Origin of the sequence: Xanthomonas sp. 3793 (assembly GCF_024806835.1) — a bacterium.
In the GTDB taxonomy this organism is placed as follows: Bacteria; Pseudomonadota; Gammaproteobacteria; order Xanthomonadales; family Xanthomonadaceae; genus Xanthomonas; species Xanthomonas arboricola_F.
In genome coordinates this window covers 182,126-197,915 of sequence record NZ_JANTYU010000005.1, presented here as the reverse complement: position 1 = coordinate 197,915, position 15,790 = coordinate 182,126, and the positions used below count along the sequence as shown (strand labels likewise).

The window sequence follows — 15,790 nt, the reverse complement described above, 5'->3', positions numbered from 1 at the left end:
CCGCTGGCGAGCGATGCACGACATCCACATCGGAGCGTGCTCGCGCGCGACGGGTTTTATCGGTAATGCCTGGTCGCGCGCAGGCACGCTCCTACGAAAAGCTCAGCGATCCTGCGTGGTGGGCGCGGGCTCCCCTTCCACATCCGCCTTGACGTCGGCTTCAAACAGATTCATCAGGTCTTCGCGCGCGTCGCGCGATGTCTGGATCACCTTGGCCTCGTCGTCGTAGACCAGGTGCTGGGCGCGCATCAGGTCTTCGTCGTGCTTGCGGAAGCGCTCGACGTGTTCGCGTGCAAGCGTATCGGCCACACCGAGCGAGGTCAGCACGCGCCCGCCCAGTTCCAGGCTGGTGGCGAAGACTTCGCGGAACGGTTCGGCGCCCAGGTCCATCAGTTTCCAGGCATGTTGGCGGTTGCGCGCACGCGCCAGCACGGTGGCTTGCGGGTAAAGGCGGCGGATCATGCGTACCGTCTTGATGTTGGTTTCCGGGTCGTCCAACGTGATCACGAAAACCTTGATGCGGTCGGCACCGGCGGCGCGCAGCAGCTCCGGCCGGGTCGGGTCGCCGTAATACAGTTCGCCGCCGAAGCGGCGGATATCTGCCACCGTGTCGGGATTGTGCTCCAGCGCCACGAACGGCACGTGGCGCGAGGTGAGCAGGCGTGCCACCACCTGGCCGAAACGGCCCACGCCCGCGATCAGCACCTGCGGTGACTGCGCATCGATGGTGTCGAAGGGGCGCTCGGACTTGGGCGCCTGCACCCGCAGCGGTCCGTTGAGCAGGCGCTGCATGCCGAGCAGCAACACGGGCGTCAACGCCATCGAGACACCGACGATGGCCACCAGGCGGTCATGATTGGCCGGGTCCAGCAGGCCGACCCGATCGGCCTCGTTGAACACCACGAACGCGAATTCGCCACCCAGCCACAACACGCTGCCCAGCATCAGGCTGCTGCGTAGCGGCAGTTTGGCGACGCTGCCGATGCCGACCAGCAGCGAGAACTTCACCACCAGCAAGATCGCAACGCCGGCGGCGATCAATCCCGGCTCGGCAGCCACGCGATTGAGGTCGATGCCCATGCCCACCGAAATGAAGAACAGGCCCAGCAGCAAACCTTCGAACGGTTCGATCTGCGATTCGAGTTCGTGGCGGAATTCCGAATCGGCCAGCAGCACGCCGGCGATGAAGGCGCCCAGGCTGGCGCTCAGCCCGGCTTCCTGCATGATCCAGGCGGTGCCCAGCACCACCAGCAACGCGCTGGCGGTGAACACCTCCGGCATGCGCGTGCGCGCCACCATGTTGAACAGGTAGCGCAGCACGAAGCGCCCGAACAGGATCACCAGGGCCAGCGCGGCCATCGCCTTGGCCACATCCGGCCAGGCCAGGGTGGCGTTCTTGCTGCCACCGAGCAGTGGAATGGCCGCCAGCAACGGGATCGCGATCAGATCCTGAAACAGCAGGATGGCGAAGGCCAGGCGCCCGTAGTCGCTGCCCAGCGCCTTGCGCTCGGCCAGCAGCTGCAGGCCTACCGCAGTGGACGACAACGCCAGCGCCACGCCGACGATGAGCGCGGTTTTCCAGCCCAGGTTGCCCAGCATCAGCAGGCCGCCCAGGATCGTGGCAGTCACCACCACCTGGGTGGCGCCGGCGCCGAACACCGAGTGGCGCATCACCTTCAGGCGGGCCGGGGAGAGCTCCAGGCCAATCACGAACAGCAGCATCACCACGCCGATCTCGGCTGCGCCGCTGATGCGCTCGGCGTCCTGCACCACGCCCACGCCATCCGGGCCTAGCACCACGCCGGCGACCAGATAGGCCAGCACCGCGCCCAGGCCGAAGCGCTTGAAGACCGGCACCGCCACGATGGCGGCCAGCATCAGCACCAGAGCCAGTTCCAGACCGCCGCTATGCATGTACGTTCTCCGTTGAGGTGCGCATTATGCCGCCGGCGTGCAGCTGCTGGCCCGGATCGGCGTGCGCTGCGTGCAACGGTGTGGATTGGCGGTGTGCTCTGCGTCGGTGATGCAAGCCGGCAGCATCGCGTCGCTGGCACAGATTCACCACGTCGTTCCATATCAGCGAGCCGCATCGCCGGGCATGCACGCGTGCATGCAAGCCACCGTTGCAGGCAATGACACAACGTCTCGGTGGGTGGCAGGGGGCCGGTCATCGTGTGCGATGCAATCGTTGCCGCCATGCCAGAGCCTGCGCCGTGGCGTCCGCCTGGACGCCCGCTGAGCATGGCCTGCGCAGGGCATTGACCAGGCGGGCGCAGGCGCGCAGACTGCGCCGCGCTGCCGCCCGGATCACCGGTCGGTGCGCACCTTTCGGAGCCCTTACCCATGTCCAGCGACAGTCACCCTAGACCCGGGTCGATGACCCAGCTGGCGCGCGCCTGAGGCTCAGGTTCGCCGGCTGTCATCGACGACGGTCGTCACCAGGCGAACCACCATGTACAACGAAACCCTGCGCCTTGCCCAAGGCGTCGATGCCTTGATCGCACCCATGGCCGACTTCAACACGGCCGATGCGGTGGAATACCTCAACACCCTCGACCGCGACGCCGCCGCACAGGTGCTGGCCGCGCTGCCGCAGCCGCGTGCGGTGAAAGTGCTCGAACAGCCCGAGCTGCACGCCGCCAGCGCGCTGGTCGCGCTGCTGCCGGCCGAGCAGGCCGCATCCTTGCTCGGGCAGATGGCCGACGACCGCGCCACCGACATCTTCCATGGTCTGGATGCCGATCAGCGCCAGCCGCTGCTGTGGCTGCTCAGTGCCGAAGCGCGGTTGTCGATCCAGGCGCTGATGCGCTATCCGCCCAACACCGCCGGCGCGCTGATGACCACTGAATTCGTGGCGGTGCCTGCCGACTGGACAGTGGGCCGCACCTTGCAGCACATCCGCGAAGTGGAGCGCAGCCGCGAGACCGTCTACGCCATCTATCTGCTCGACCCGCAGACCCGCGTGCTGCAGCAGGTGGTCACCATGCGCCGGCTGATCACCGGCGCGCCGGATGCGCCGATCCTGGAGGTGGCGCAGGTCAACCCGCCGGTCACGGTGGACCCGGCACTGGACCAGGAAGAAGTCGCGCGCCTGATCCGCCGCCACGACCTGCTGGCGATCCCGGTGGTGGATGCGCATGGCCATGTGCTCGGCATCGTCACCGTGGACGACGTGCTCGACGCATTGATCGCCGAATCCACCGAAGACGTGCACAAGTTCGGCGGCATGGAAGCGCTGGACAAGCCCTACATGCAGATCGGCTTCGGACAGATGATCAGGAAGCGCGCCGGCTGGTTGAGCGTGCTGTTCCTGGGCGAAATGCTCACCGCCAGTGCGATGCAGCACTTCGAGGACGAGTTGTCCAAGGCAGTGGTGTTGACCTTGTTCATTCCGTTGATCATGAGCTCGGGCGGCAACTCCGGCTCGCAGGCCACCTCGCTGCTGATCCGCTCGCTGGCCTTGCGCGAAATCCGCCTGGGCGATTGGTGGAAGGTGGCGCTGCGCGAACTGCCGACCGGGCTCACCCTGGGCACCATCCTGGGCATCCTGGCGGTCGTGCGCATCACCATCTGGCAGACCGCCGGCCTGTACGACTACGGCCCGCACTGGCAGATGGTGGCGCTGACCATCGGTGCGGCGCTGATCGGCATCGTCACCTTCGGTTCGCTGTCCGGCTCGATGCTGCCATTCGTGCTGCAACGACTCGGCTTCGACCCGGCCAGTGCCTCGGCGCCATTCGTGGCCACGCTGGTGGATGTCACCGGGCTGGTGATCTATTTCAGCATTGCCGCGGCGATCTTGAGTGGCACGCTGTTGTAATCGGTTGCCTTGGATGCCTGGCGAGCAGTCGCCAGGCCTCTATCCATGCCGGACGTGTCTCGACTGACCGTAACGGTGAATGCCTGCGTCCTTGGCGCATCCAGGTGCATCGGCCTGGCGCATCGCCGACTCTAGCGATGCCTCTGCACCCCGGTAAGGGTGGTGACCCCGGCGTGACACACTCATGGTGCACAGCGCGCCGATGCCTGGATCCATCAGTGCGTGTACCGTAGCGCGATGGCATTGTTCTCTTCCGCACGATGAGTACCTACCACCTGCAGCAGGTCTTTCGTCCGACCACCGTGGCGGTGGTCGGCGGCAGCCCGCGCGATCGCTCGGCCGGGCGGGCGGTGGTGCGCAACCTGCGCGCGGCCGGGTTTCCCGGGCAGATCGGCTGGGTGAGCCCGCGCTACACCGAGATCGACGGCGTGCGCACGGTGGCGCGGTTGACCGATCTGCCGTGGGTGCCGGACCTGGTGGTGATCACCGCGCCGGCGCGCATCGTGCCGCGCATCGTGTCGATCGCGGCGCGGCGCGGGGTGGCCGCGGCGATCATCCTCACCGCCGGGCTGGGCAGCGGCCCCGGCTCGCCGGCCGCACGCATGGAAGCGGCCGCGCGGGCAAAGGGCATGCGCATCCTCGGCCCGCATTGCCTGGGCGTGATCGCCCCGCATGCGCGGCTCAATGCCAGCATCGCCGCGCATTGCCCGCAGGCCGGCGACCTGGCGTTGATCTCCGAATCCAGCGCGATTGCCGCCGCGCTGGTGGAATGGGGCGTGGCGCGCTCGGTCGGGTTCTCGGCGGTGGTGTCGCTGGGCGATACGCTGGATGTGGATTTCGGCGACCTGCTCGACTACTTCGCCACCGACTACCGCACCCGCGCGATCCTGCTGTACGTCGAACGCATCGGCGATGCGCGCAAGTTCATGTCGGCCGCACGCGCCGCCGCGCGCGCCAAGCCGGTGGTGGTGGTCAAGTCGGGGCGCCAGTTCCGCATCAATCCCAATGCCGATACGCATGCGCAGGCGCTGGCCGGCTCGGATGCGGTGTATGGCGCCGCATTCGCGCGTGCCGGCCTGTTGCGGGTGGGCGCGCTGGACGAATTGTTCGCCGCCGCCGAGACGCTGGGCCGGCTCGGCAGTTTTCCCGGCCGGCGGCTGGCCATCCTCAGCAATGGCGGCGGGGTGGGGCAGCTGGCGGTGGACCAGCTGGTGCTGCGCGGCGGCACCCTCGCCGAGCTGTCGGCCAGGACGCTGGAGCGGCTGGATCAGTCGTTGCCGCAAGGCTGGTCGCGCAGCAATCCGGTCGACATCATCGTGGATGCCGATGGGCCGCGGTATGCCGCCGCGATCGAAGCCTTGCTGGACGACCCGGAGAACGACGCGCTGCTGGTGGTCAACGTGCCGACCGCGTTCACCTCCTCGGCCGATGCAGCCAAGGCACTGACCCGCGCGCTGGACCAACGCAACCGCTACCAGCGCGAAAAGCCGGTGTTTGCGGTGTGGCTGGGCCAGGACGATGCGGCGATTGCCGCGCTCAATGCCGCGCGCGTGCCCACCTATGCCACCGAATCGGACGCGGTGCGCGGCTTCACCCACCTGGTGCGCTACCGCGAGGCGCAGGCGGCGTTGATGGAGACTCCGCCCAGCCTGCCGGAAGATTTCGTGGTGGATGCGGCCATTGCCCGCGCGGTGGTCGACGACGCCTTGGCGGCCGGCCGGCGCTGGCTGGACCCGGTCGCCACCAACCGCCTGCTGGCCGCCTACGGCATCCCGGTCGTGCCGCTGCAGGTGGCCGCCACCGCCAACGAGGCCGCCTTGCTGGCTGACCCGTTATTGGCTGTCGGCCGCACGGTGACCTTGAAGGTGCTGTCCAGCGACATCGCGCACAAGTCCGATGTGGATGGCGTGCGCCTGAACCTGTCCAGCGTGGCGGCGGTGCGCGAAGCGGCCACCGGCATCCTGGCGCGCGCGCGCGCCGCGCACCCCACTGCGCTGATCGAAGGAGTGATCGTGCAGCCCACGGTGCTGCGGCCCAAGGCGCGCGAACTGATCGCCGGTATCGCCGACGACCCGGTGTTCGGCCCGGCGATCGTGTTCGGCCGTGGCGGCACCGCAGTGGAAGTGATCAACGACCGCGAACTAGCGTTGCCGCCGCTGGATCTGCGCCTGGCGCACGAATTGATTGGCCGTACGCGGGTTTCGCGCATCCTCAAGGCCTACCGCGACGTGCCGGCGGCCGACGAGCGCGCGGTGGCGCTGGTGCTGGTCAAGCTGGCGCAGCTGGCCGCCGACATCCCGGAAATCACCGAGCTGGACATCAACCCGTTGCTGGCCGACCGCGATGGCGTGATCGCGCTAGACGCGCGCGTGGCGGTGGCGCCGGCGCGCAAGCTGCACAAGGGCCGCGGCCATCCGCGCTTTGCGATCTTCCCGTATCCGAAGGAGTGGGAGCGCCAGATCGGGCTGGGCGATGGCACGCATGCGCTGGTGCGTCCGGTGCGCCCGGAGGACGACGCCTTGTTCCGCGCGTTCTTCGCGCGGGTCACCGACGAAGACCTGCGGCTGCGCTTCTTCCAGTCGGTCAAGCATTTCAGCCACGAATTCATCGCCCGGCTGACCCAGCTCGATTACGCGCGCTCAATCGCGCTGGTGGCCATCGACCCCAAGACCGGCGACATGCTCGGCGCGGTGCGGCTGCATGCCGACGCCGACTACGAGCGTGGCGAGTACGGCATCCTGATCCGCTCCGACCTCAAGGGCCACGGCATCGGCTGGCAGCTGATGCGCATCATGATCGAGTACGCGCGCTGGCTGGGCCTGAAGCAGATCGAAGGCCAGGTGCTGCGCGAGAACCGCACCATGCTGGCGATGTGCCAGAGCCTGGGCTTCGGGGTCCGCCCGGATCCGGACGATGCGACCCTGATGGCGGTGACACTCCCTATAATGGGCGAGCCGCGCCCGGCCTGACCTTGCGTCACGCCGCGGTCCCCCATCCTCACCGCATGCCGGATCTGCCGGGCCTTGCCCTGGCCCGTTGCTCCGGCTGTCGTCTCGGCCCGCCTGGGAGTGTCAATGTTTCGCGAGTTCAGAATGTCGTTGTTGGTCGCCGCCATCTGCCTGGGCGTTGCCGCCTGGTGGGGCCACACCACCTCAATGGGGCTGTGGCAGGCGTTGTGGCTATGCCTGGTGCTGAGCGTGCTGGAGGTGTCGTTGTCGTTCGACAACGCGGTGGTCAACGCCGGTGTGCTCAAGCACATGAACGCGTTCTGGCAGAAGCTGTTCCTCACCGTCGGCATCCTGATCGCGGTGTTTGGCATGCGCCTGGTGTTTCCGATCGTGATCGTGTCGGTGGCCACCGGCATGGGCCTGGTGCCGGTGATGCAGATGGCGCTGAAGGAGCCGGACCGCTATAGCCAGGTGCTGACCGACAACTACCCGTCCATTGCCGCCTTCGGTGGCATGTTCCTGTTGCTGGTGTTCCTGAACTTCCTGTTCGACCAAGAGCGCAAGCTGCACTGGCTCGGACCGGTGGAGCGGCTGGTCGGCAAGCTGGGCAAGGCGGATGCGATGTCGGTGATCGTGGCGGTGACGGTTCTGCTGTGCACCAAGCTGTTCCTGCCCGAGGCAATCTTCCAGAGCGTGCTGTTCGCCGGCCTGGGCGGCATCCTGCTGTATCTGCTGGTGGGCAGCGTGGATGCCTTGTTCGAGTCCGAAGAGAGCGAAGACGGCATGGGCCCGGCCAAGCGTTCGGGCATTGCCGCGTTCCTGTACCTGGAAGTGCTGGACGCCTCGTTCTCGTTCGATGGCGTGATCGGCGCATTCGCAATCACCCGCGACGTGGTCATCATCATGCTGGGCCTGGCAATCGGCGCGATGTTCGTGCGCTCGATGACGGTCTACCTGGTGCACAAGGGCACCCTGGACGAGTTCGTGTTCCTGGAGCACGGCGCCCATTACGCCATCGGCGTGCTGGCGATCATCATGCTGGTCGGCACCGTCTACCACGTACCGGAAGTGCTGACCGGCCTGATCGGGGTGGCCTTCATCGCCGCCTCGGTGTGGTCCTCGATCCGCTACCGCAAGCGCCACCATATCGGCCCGACCGAGATCTGAGGCCGCGCATGGGCTGCGCACAAGGCGTCACGTAGTTCATCTGAGAGGGGCTGACAAGGCGCCTTCTCGGCCATTCATGGCGTGTCCCGCAAGCGGTGAGGGCACAGCGCCCTCGACGCACCAGGCTTTTGATTCGAGCATCCGGTCGCGACTGAACAACCATACCGCTGCAGGTCTCGGCTGCTTTGTACGTTGTGCATCGAGAGCTTAGAAGGTGGGAATGGATCAGCGGTAGAGCGGTTGGTCTGGCGCTTGGCTGCAGGGCCCTTGCCCGCCCACCATCGCGGGACACGCCGCAAGTACGTCCTTGTAGGCTCCGGCGCGGCATCCATGCCGCTCAGGGTCCCGCGACGGTGAGCGGGCAAGGACCAGTCGAAATGGTCGGTACGCAAAGTAAGAGCAGTGCTGGGTGTGCCTTGTTCGATCGTGAAGCATCGGCTCCACGCCCGATGCGCAGCGCGCGATAGACGGCTTTTCGACTGCGCGCCGACCAACTGTCTGGTGCGGTGTCCTTACCGGTTGCGGGACCGTGTGGCGGCATGGATGCCGCCACCGAGCCCCCAGGGACGGGTTCACGGCGTGTCCCGCAAGCGGTGAGGGCAGCGCCCTCGACGCTGCGCGTTCTTGCTGCGGGGCCCTCTACCGCAACGTCCAATAGAGAGGGCGGCGGCGCTCGCCTGGATTCGGCAGTAGCGAGTTTGCTTCCGTAGCTTGGGTGTGCCGCCTGACGCAGACGGCCAACTGTGACTGGCTTCAGCATCGATGCGTGTCGCAGCCAACCCAACCGGACCCAACTGATCGACAGAATTGCCGGTTTGGGTCTTGACTGCGCAACCAAATTGGCGGGTTCCAAGGGGGAGCGCCGACCGTTCGTCAGACAGTGCTTTGTCCTGCAAGGGTTTACGGGATTTTCCTACATTTGGTGTTGACCCCTCCGGGGGACCCCACTATCTTGGGGGAGTCGGTGGTTGGTCGCCCAAGGCGTCCGGACCAGTGAGAGCATTGATTTGCAGCAGGTTGCCCTTCAAACGCCTCTCCGCGGCGGCAGCAACGAACGATCACAGCCATCCGGGCGTCGCCTGGAGCGGGCGGCGTGGTCTCGTTGCGCCGCTGTTGTTTCGCCACCGACCACTGCGCGACAGCACACCGCGCGGTGGCGGCCGTGGAATCTCCGGTAAGGAGATGGCTGGTAAGGCGATGCCGCCGCAGACCGTGGGTCTTGCGTGCTGGTCGTCGCGTACCGCCATCGCTGTCCAGGGAGTCCGGATCCGGCCGCAGCCCGTCCCCGAGCGGGTTCGTGTGCCTACGCATGGAGGATGCATGACCACCAACGACACCCTTGCCGCGATCGCCGCCGGTACCCTAGCCACACCCAGCGTTCCCGCCAGTGTCAGCGCGCCCGGTTGCGGCGCGCCGGAGTTGACCGACCCGTCGGACGTCGTGCCGCCCCCCCGCCAAGCCATTGCAATGCACGCACAGACCATCGAAGAACAAGCCGTCGCCACTTGGATCACAAAGGAAGCCGGCAACCGCAAGATTCCGTTCGAGGCCGAGCGCCTGGATCGCGCGATCGACCAGATCCATGCCGAGTTCCCGCAGCTGGACGTGGCCGATTACAAGCGCTCGGTGTTCGGCTTTGTCGAGCGCAAGGACAGCGTCAACGCCGACGACCTGGTCGACCATCTGATCCGCGAGGCCGAGGCCCGCGTCGATCTGACCACCCCGGAGTGGGAGCACTTCGCCGCGCGTCTGTACCTGCGCCGCTTGTACAAGCGCGCCAGCCGCAACCGGTTCTACGACGCCAGCCAGAAGTACGGCTCGTTCGTCGGCCTGCAGGAGAGCCTGGCCGACCGCAATGTCTATTCCAACGACATCCTGCGCCGCTACTCCAAGGACGAACTGATCGAAGCCGGCAAGATGATCGAGCCCGAGCGCGACAAGTTGTTCGCCTACAACGGCCTGTACCTGCTGGCCACGCGCTACCTGGCCACCGACAACTCGCGCGGCGTGTTCGAGCTGCCGCAGGAGCGCTGGCTGACCATCGCGCTGTACCTGATGCAGGACGAGATCGGCAATGGCAAGGGCAGCCGCGAGCGCCGCATGCAGCTGGTCGGCGAGGCCTACTGGGCGCTGTCCAACCTGTACATGACCGTGGCCACCCCGACCCTGGCCAATGCCGGCAAGGTCGGCGGCCAGCTGTCGAGCTGCTTCATCGACACCGTCGACGACAGCCTGCAGGGCATCTACGACTCCAACACCGACGTGGCGCGCGTGTCCAAGCACGGCGGCGGCGTGGGCGCGTACCTGGGCTATGTGCGTTCGTCCGGTTCGGCGATCCGCGGCGTGTCCAATTCCTCCGGCGGCGTGGTGCCGTGGATCAAGCAGCTCAACAACACCGCGGTGTCGGTGGATCAGCTGGGCCAGCGCAAGGGCGCCATCGCGGTCTATCTGGACATCTTCCACCGCGACATCGAGTCGTTCCTGGATCTGCGCCTGAACAACGGCGACCAGCGTCTGCGTGCGCACGACGTGTTCACCTCGGTATGCATCCCCGACCTGTTCATGGAAGCGGTCGAGCGCCGCGGCGACTGGTATCTATTCGATCCGCACGAAGTGAAGCGGATCAAGGGCTGGTACCTGCAGGACTTCTTTGATGAGAAGAAGGGCGACGCCAACAGCAGCTTCCGTCGCAAGTACGAGGAAGTGGTTGCGGACGAGCGCATCACCCGCAAGACGGTCAAGGCGATCGAGATCTTCAAGCGGATCATGGTCAGCCAGCTGGAAACCGGCAATCCGTTCATGTTCTATCGCGATGAAGTCAATCGCAAGAATCCGAACAAGCACGAGGGCATGGTCTATTCGTCCAACCTGTGCACCGAGATCCTGCAGAACATGAGCCCGACGCGGATGATGCAGGAGATCATCAGCGGCAATCAGATCGTCACCACCAAGAAGGCCGGCGACTTCGTCGTGTGCAACCTGTCCTCGATCAACCTGGGCCGCGCGATCATCGCGCAGGACGACCAGGCCGATCTGCTGGGCGCCGATGTGCTGGAGCGTCTGATCCCGATCCAGGTGCGCATGCTCGACAACGTGATCGATCTGAACCAGTTGCCGGTGCCGCAGGCCACCATCACCAACCAGAAGTACCGCGCCATCGGCCTGGGCACCTTCGGCTGGCACCATCTGCTGGCGCAGAAAGCCATCCATTGGAATGCCAAGGAAGCCGAGGACTACAGCGACGAGCTGTACGAGCGCATCAACTACCTGACCATCCAGGCAAGCATGGAGCTGGCCAAGGAAAAGGGCACCTACAGCGTGTTCCGCGGCAGCGACTGGCATAACGGCGAGTACTTCCGTGCGCGCGACTACAACAGCCCGCAGTGGCTGGAGCTGTCGGCGCAGGTGTCGGTCAATGGCGTGCGCAATGCCTGGATGCTGGCGGTGGCGCCGAACATGAGCACCGCGCAGATCGCCGGTTCCACCGCCTCGATCGACCCGATCTACAGCGCGTTCTATTACGAAGAAAAGAAGGACTTCCGTCGTCCGGTCGCCGCTCCGGGCCTGTCGCTGGAAACCTGGCCGTACTACGAGAAGGGCGCCTACAAGGTCGACCAGTTCGCCAGCGTGCGTCAGAACGCGCGTCGCCAGCGCCACGTCGACCAGTCGATCAGCTTCAACTTCTACGTGCCCAGCACCATCCGTGCGAGCACGTTGCTGGACCTGCACATGACCGCCTGGCGCGAAGGCTTGAAGACCACGTACTACGTGCGCTCCAACGATATCGATATCAGCGAGTGCGAGTGGTGCAGTAGCTAAGCGCATTCGCGCTTCGCTTCCACGGTTCGCGTTGCGAACCGTGGACCCTGCTTCACCAGCTCCCACACCCCGCGCCTTTGGCGCGCCCCCTGACTCAGGGGGCTTTCCTCCAGAATGATTGCTGTCGTCGTCTCCGCTGCACGCGCGCGCGACGCCTGAAACACGAGTAGAAATCCATGTCCGCAACACCGCTTGAGCGCATCAAGATCCTGGAGCCGCGTCACCCCAACCGCTCCACCGCCATCATCAATGGCGAAACCTCCGGCATCCTCAACTGGAACGATATTCCGTACCCGTCCTTCTATCGGGCGTACAAGGAGCTGTCGACCAACTTCTGGATCCCCGACGAGGTGGACATGAAGGGCGACGCGCGCCAGTACAACGAGCTGTCGGCGCGCGAAAAGAATGCCTACGATTCGATCATCGGTTTGCTGGCCACGCTGGATTCGCCGCAGACGCGCTTCATCTACAACGTCGCCGAATACATCACCGACCCGGCCGCGCATGCCAATGCCGCGATCATCGGCCAGCAGGAAGTGATCCATAACGAGAGCTACAGCTACGTGCTGGCCTCGATCACCGGCCTGGCCGACCAGAACCGCGTGTTCGAGATCGCGCGCACGCATCCGACCATCATCAAGCGCAATGCGCCGATCATGGGCGCCTACGAAGACTTCATGCGCGACAAGACGGCCGAAACGCTGATCCGCGCACTGATCCAGTCCTCGATCCTGGAAGGCATCAACTTCTATTCCGGCTTTGCGTACTTCTACAATCTGGTCCGCCAGAACCGCATGACCGGCACCGGCAAGATCATCAGCTTCATCAACCGCGACGAGCTGGCCCACTCCAAGTTCATCAGCGAGCTGATTCGCGCCATCATCGGCGAGAACCAGGCATTGCAGGGCGACCAGCTCACCGACTACGTGCACAAGGCCTTCGAGCACGCGATCGACCTGGAAACGGTGTGGACCGCCGAAGTGCTGGACGGCATCGACGGCATCGACGTGGACGAGATGATCCGCTACGTGAAGTACCGCGCCAACAAGATGGCCGGCATGCTCGGCATCGAGAAGCTGTACGAAGGCGCCAACGACAACGTGATGCCGTGGATCAAGGCCTACGCCGACAACTTCACCGAAACCAAGACCGACTTTTTCGAAATGCGCAATGCCAGCTACAAGAAGACCAATTCGGATAACGGCTTCGACGATCTGTGAGGAGCCGGGATTAGGTATTCGGGATTTGGGATTCGTCGCAGCCGCATCAATGCGCTTTACGAATCATCAAGATCCGGGATTGGAGAGTGGGGTAGGCGGGATTTGCAACAGCAACTTGATGTGCTTTGGCGAATCTCCACTTCGACTCTCCAATCCCTGCTTTAGACGAATCCCTAATCACGACTCCCGAATCCCCGCCCCATGAACATCCTGCTGGCCCTGGCATCGTTGAGCGGCAACACGCGTGATGTGGCGCGCAGTGTCGCGCTGCACTGTGAGGCGGCCGGGCACACGGTGACCTGGCTGGAGACCGATGTGCAGCGGCTGGAACAGGTGCCGCATGCGCCGGGACAGTACGACCTGTTCCTGTTTGGCAGCTGGACCGACAACGGCGGGCGCACGCCGTCGGAGATGAAACGTTTTATCGTCGAGTTGGTTGAAACGCTGGGCAAGCCACCGCAGGTGGCCGTGTTCGGCACAGGCGAAACCCAGTGGGGCGAGGACTATTTTTGCGGTGCGGTGCATCGCATCGCACAGTTCTTCGCCAGCCCGTTTCCGCGTTTGACCATCGAACAGATGCCCCACGGCCAGCGCGACGCGCAGGCCATCGCCGCCTGGACCGACGAGGTCCTGGCCCAATGCACACACGATCCCCATGATGCAGACCATTACCGTCACGTCGCCTGAGCACTACACCCAGATCCTGGCCGCGCACCCGCGCGCACTGGTGGATTTCTACAAGGACAATTGCCCCGGCTGCCGCATGCTCGACATGTCGCTGGACAAGTTCGCCAACAGCGATGCCGCCGAAGGTGTGGCCTTGTTGAAGGTCAAGCTGGAGGTGGTGGGCGAGGAATTCTTCCGCGACCTGGGCCTGCGTCAGACCCCGACCCTGGCGTTGTACCGCGACGGCAGCGAAGTGGCGCGCCTGCCCGGTTTCCAGTCGCCGGCGCAGGTCGAAGCGGCGGTCCGTAGCGGGCTGTGAGCGCGCCGGAAGTCCATCGCAACCGCGCAGGCTTCCGGCGATGAACACCACCGTCACCATCGTCGCCTGGAGCTTCCTGCTGGCGGGGCTGGGGTTGTTGACTGGTGCGGCGCTGTTGCCCGATCAGGCGCGCTGGATCTTGTTGCTGCTGGGTGTTGCGTTCGGCGGCGTGGGTGGCGGCATCCTGGGCTATCGCATATGGCATGCGCGCCGCGCTGTCTGGTTGGGCCAGCATGGTACGGTGCTGGAGGCGACCTTCGTGTGCGTGGAACGCAATGCGTCCTTGCAGGTCAACGGCATGCACCCGTTCCGTATCCTTGCCCATCGCCAGGACCGCACGCACAACACCTTGACCGAGTATCGCAGCGACAACCTGTGGATCGATCCGCAGCCGTTTCTGGTCGACGGGCAACAGCTGCGGGTCTTGGTCGATCCACAGCGGCCGGCGCGCTACTACATGGACCTGAGCTTCCTGCCGACGCTGCGCAGCTGATCTGGCTGGCTTTCCTTCCTCCTTCCGGTACCGCGTTCATGACCAGCATCACCACCGTTGCACCGACCGAGGCCCGCATGGCCGAGATCGTGTTCCCCAACCACACCAATCATATGGGCACCTTGTTCGGTGGCCAGGCATTGGCGTGGATGGACAAGGCGGCGTTTCTGGCCGCGTCGCGCTATGCGCGCCGCACCGTGGTGACCGCGCGCTCGGACCAGGTGGATTTCAAGTTGCCGATCCGCCAGGGCCAGATGGTGGAGACCATCGCCCGGGTGGTGTCGGTGGGGCGCAGCTCGATCAAGGTGGAAGTGGAACTGATCGCCGAAGACCTGCTCAGCGGCGCGCGCGAGCTGTGCACGCGCGGCAACTTCGTGATGATCGCGCTGGGTGACGACGGCAAGCCAACCACGGTGCCGCCGCTGCCAGCGGTCAGCAGCTGACGGCGCTTATTCCTCGACCTCGCGATCCTCGCGCTTGGTTTCTTCCATCGCCTCTGGCTCCAGCTCTTCGGCACTGCGATTGAGTTTGACGAATACGCCCCAGGCGATCAGCAACAGCGCCGCGCACAGACCCACGGCAGCCGCGTACGGCAGCTTGGCCGGGTCGTCGTGCATCAGCTCGAAGATCGACACCAGCGTCTCGATCGCCAGCGCGATCACGATCACCACGAAGAACCGCGACAGGTAACGCCGCACGCGCGTAGGGCCGCTGACCTTGACGTCGCGCAGGATCTCTTCTTCGAAGATGGTCTGGCCCAGTTCCAGCGTCACCAGCGCCACGGTGAGCAGGCCGATCGCCTCCAGCACCACGTTGAAGCGGTCGCGCACCACCATGTCGCCGCCCGGGGTAAAGCCATGCCACAGCTCCAGCCCGGCCATCGCCACCAGCCCCGCCGCGCACAGCACAAAAAACGCCAGGATCACGAAATGACCGGCACGGAACAGGTGGCTGAGCAATTTCATGATGACGACGACGATGGAGGGTTGCAGAGCATCGTGTGCGTGGCGTCGTGGCAGCGCGAAGGCTACGCCAACCAGGCCCGCCCTCATCCGGCGCCTTGCGCCACCTTCTCCCGCTGGCGGGAGAAGGGAAGGGACTTGCGGGGAGCACGCGGTGGGGTTGCGGGGAGGTCGCTGCGGCGGCGTGACGGCTGCGGCGAGCGGACGCGCCCTCATCCGGCGCCTTGCGCCACCTTCTCCCGCCAGCAGAAGGAAGAGGTCTGCGGGGAGCAGGCGGTGGGGTTGCGAGGAGGTCGCTGCGGCGGCGCGAAGGATGCGGCGAGCGGACGCGCCCTCATCCGGCGCCTTGCGCCACCTTCTCCCGCTGGCGGGAGAA

At 65.4% G+C, this 15,790-nt stretch carries 11 protein-coding genes; 9 read left to right on the top strand and 2 right to left on the bottom strand.

Annotated elements, in window-relative coordinates:
- Nucleotides 1-102 precede the first annotated feature (102 nt).
- The gene (locus tag FHY18_RS17530) at nucleotides 103-1,914 is read right to left on the bottom strand and encodes a monovalent cation:proton antiporter-2 (CPA2) family protein (protein WP_259157350.1); all 1,812 of its coding nucleotides are present in this window, start codon (nucleotides 1,912-1,914) and stop codon (nucleotides 103-105) included.
- 538 nt (nucleotides 1,915-2,452) lie between these two features.
- Between FHY18_RS17530 and mgtE the strand changes: the two genes are divergently transcribed.
- The 9 genes from mgtE (at nucleotide 2,453) to FHY18_RS17485 (ending at nucleotide 14,895) form a co-directional block, all read left to right on the top strand.
- Nucleotides 2,453-3,820, top strand: coding sequence for a magnesium transporter (mgtE, locus tag FHY18_RS17525; RefSeq protein WP_259157349.1), 1,368 nt, complete (start codon nucleotides 2,453-2,455; stop codon nucleotides 3,818-3,820).
- A 260-nt stretch (nucleotides 3,821-4,080) separates the two neighbouring features.
- Nucleotides 4,081-6,789 carry a bifunctional acetate--CoA ligase family protein/GNAT family N-acetyltransferase gene (locus tag FHY18_RS17520; protein WP_259157348.1) on the top strand — a complete coding sequence of 903 codons (2,709 nt, stop codon included), beginning with the start codon at nucleotides 4,081-4,083 and terminating at the stop codon, nucleotides 6,787-6,789.
- A 105-nt stretch (nucleotides 6,790-6,894) separates the two neighbouring features.
- A complete protein-coding gene (locus FHY18_RS17515) occupies nucleotides 6,895-7,935 on the top strand; it encodes a DUF475 domain-containing protein (RefSeq protein ID WP_259157347.1) in 1,041 nt (346 codons plus the stop codon).
- Between the two features lie 1,320 nt (nucleotides 7,936-9,255).
- On the top strand, nucleotides 9,256-11,754 hold the full coding sequence (locus FHY18_RS17510) for a ribonucleoside-diphosphate reductase subunit alpha (RefSeq protein ID WP_259157346.1): 2,499 nt from the start codon (nucleotides 9,256-9,258) through the stop codon (nucleotides 11,752-11,754).
- Between the two features lie 176 nt (nucleotides 11,755-11,930).
- Entirely contained in the window at nucleotides 11,931-12,974 is a 1,044-nt protein-coding gene (locus tag FHY18_RS17505) for a ribonucleotide-diphosphate reductase subunit beta (RefSeq protein ID WP_039521116.1), read from the top strand.
- 201 nt (nucleotides 12,975-13,175) lie between these two features.
- Entirely contained in the window at nucleotides 13,176-13,661 is a 486-nt protein-coding gene (locus FHY18_RS17500) for a flavodoxin (protein ID WP_259157345.1), read from the top strand.
- Nucleotides 13,633-13,959 carry a thioredoxin family protein gene (locus FHY18_RS17495; protein WP_259158319.1) on the top strand — a complete coding sequence of 109 codons (327 nt, stop codon included), beginning with the start codon at nucleotides 13,633-13,635 and terminating at the stop codon, nucleotides 13,957-13,959. Before FHY18_RS17500 ends, FHY18_RS17495 begins: the two co-directional genes overlap by 29 nt.
- A gap of 40 nt (nucleotides 13,960-13,999) precedes the next feature.
- Nucleotides 14,000-14,452, top strand: coding sequence for a hypothetical protein (locus FHY18_RS17490; protein ID WP_259157344.1), 453 nt, complete (start codon nucleotides 14,000-14,002; stop codon nucleotides 14,450-14,452).
- Nucleotides 14,453-14,490: 38 nt separating this feature from the next.
- The gene (locus FHY18_RS17485) at nucleotides 14,491-14,895 is read left to right on the top strand and encodes an acyl-CoA thioesterase (RefSeq protein ID WP_259157343.1); all 405 of its coding nucleotides are present in this window, start codon (nucleotides 14,491-14,493) and stop codon (nucleotides 14,893-14,895) included.
- 6 nt (nucleotides 14,896-14,901) lie between these two features.
- Here the strand turns inward: FHY18_RS17485 and FHY18_RS17480 are convergent, their stop codons facing one another.
- The gene (locus FHY18_RS17480; protein ID WP_043889539.1) at nucleotides 14,902-15,417 is read right to left on the bottom strand and encodes a hypothetical protein; all 516 of its coding nucleotides are present in this window, start codon (nucleotides 15,415-15,417) and stop codon (nucleotides 14,902-14,904) included.
- Between the last annotated feature and the right edge of the window lie 373 nt (nucleotides 15,418-15,790).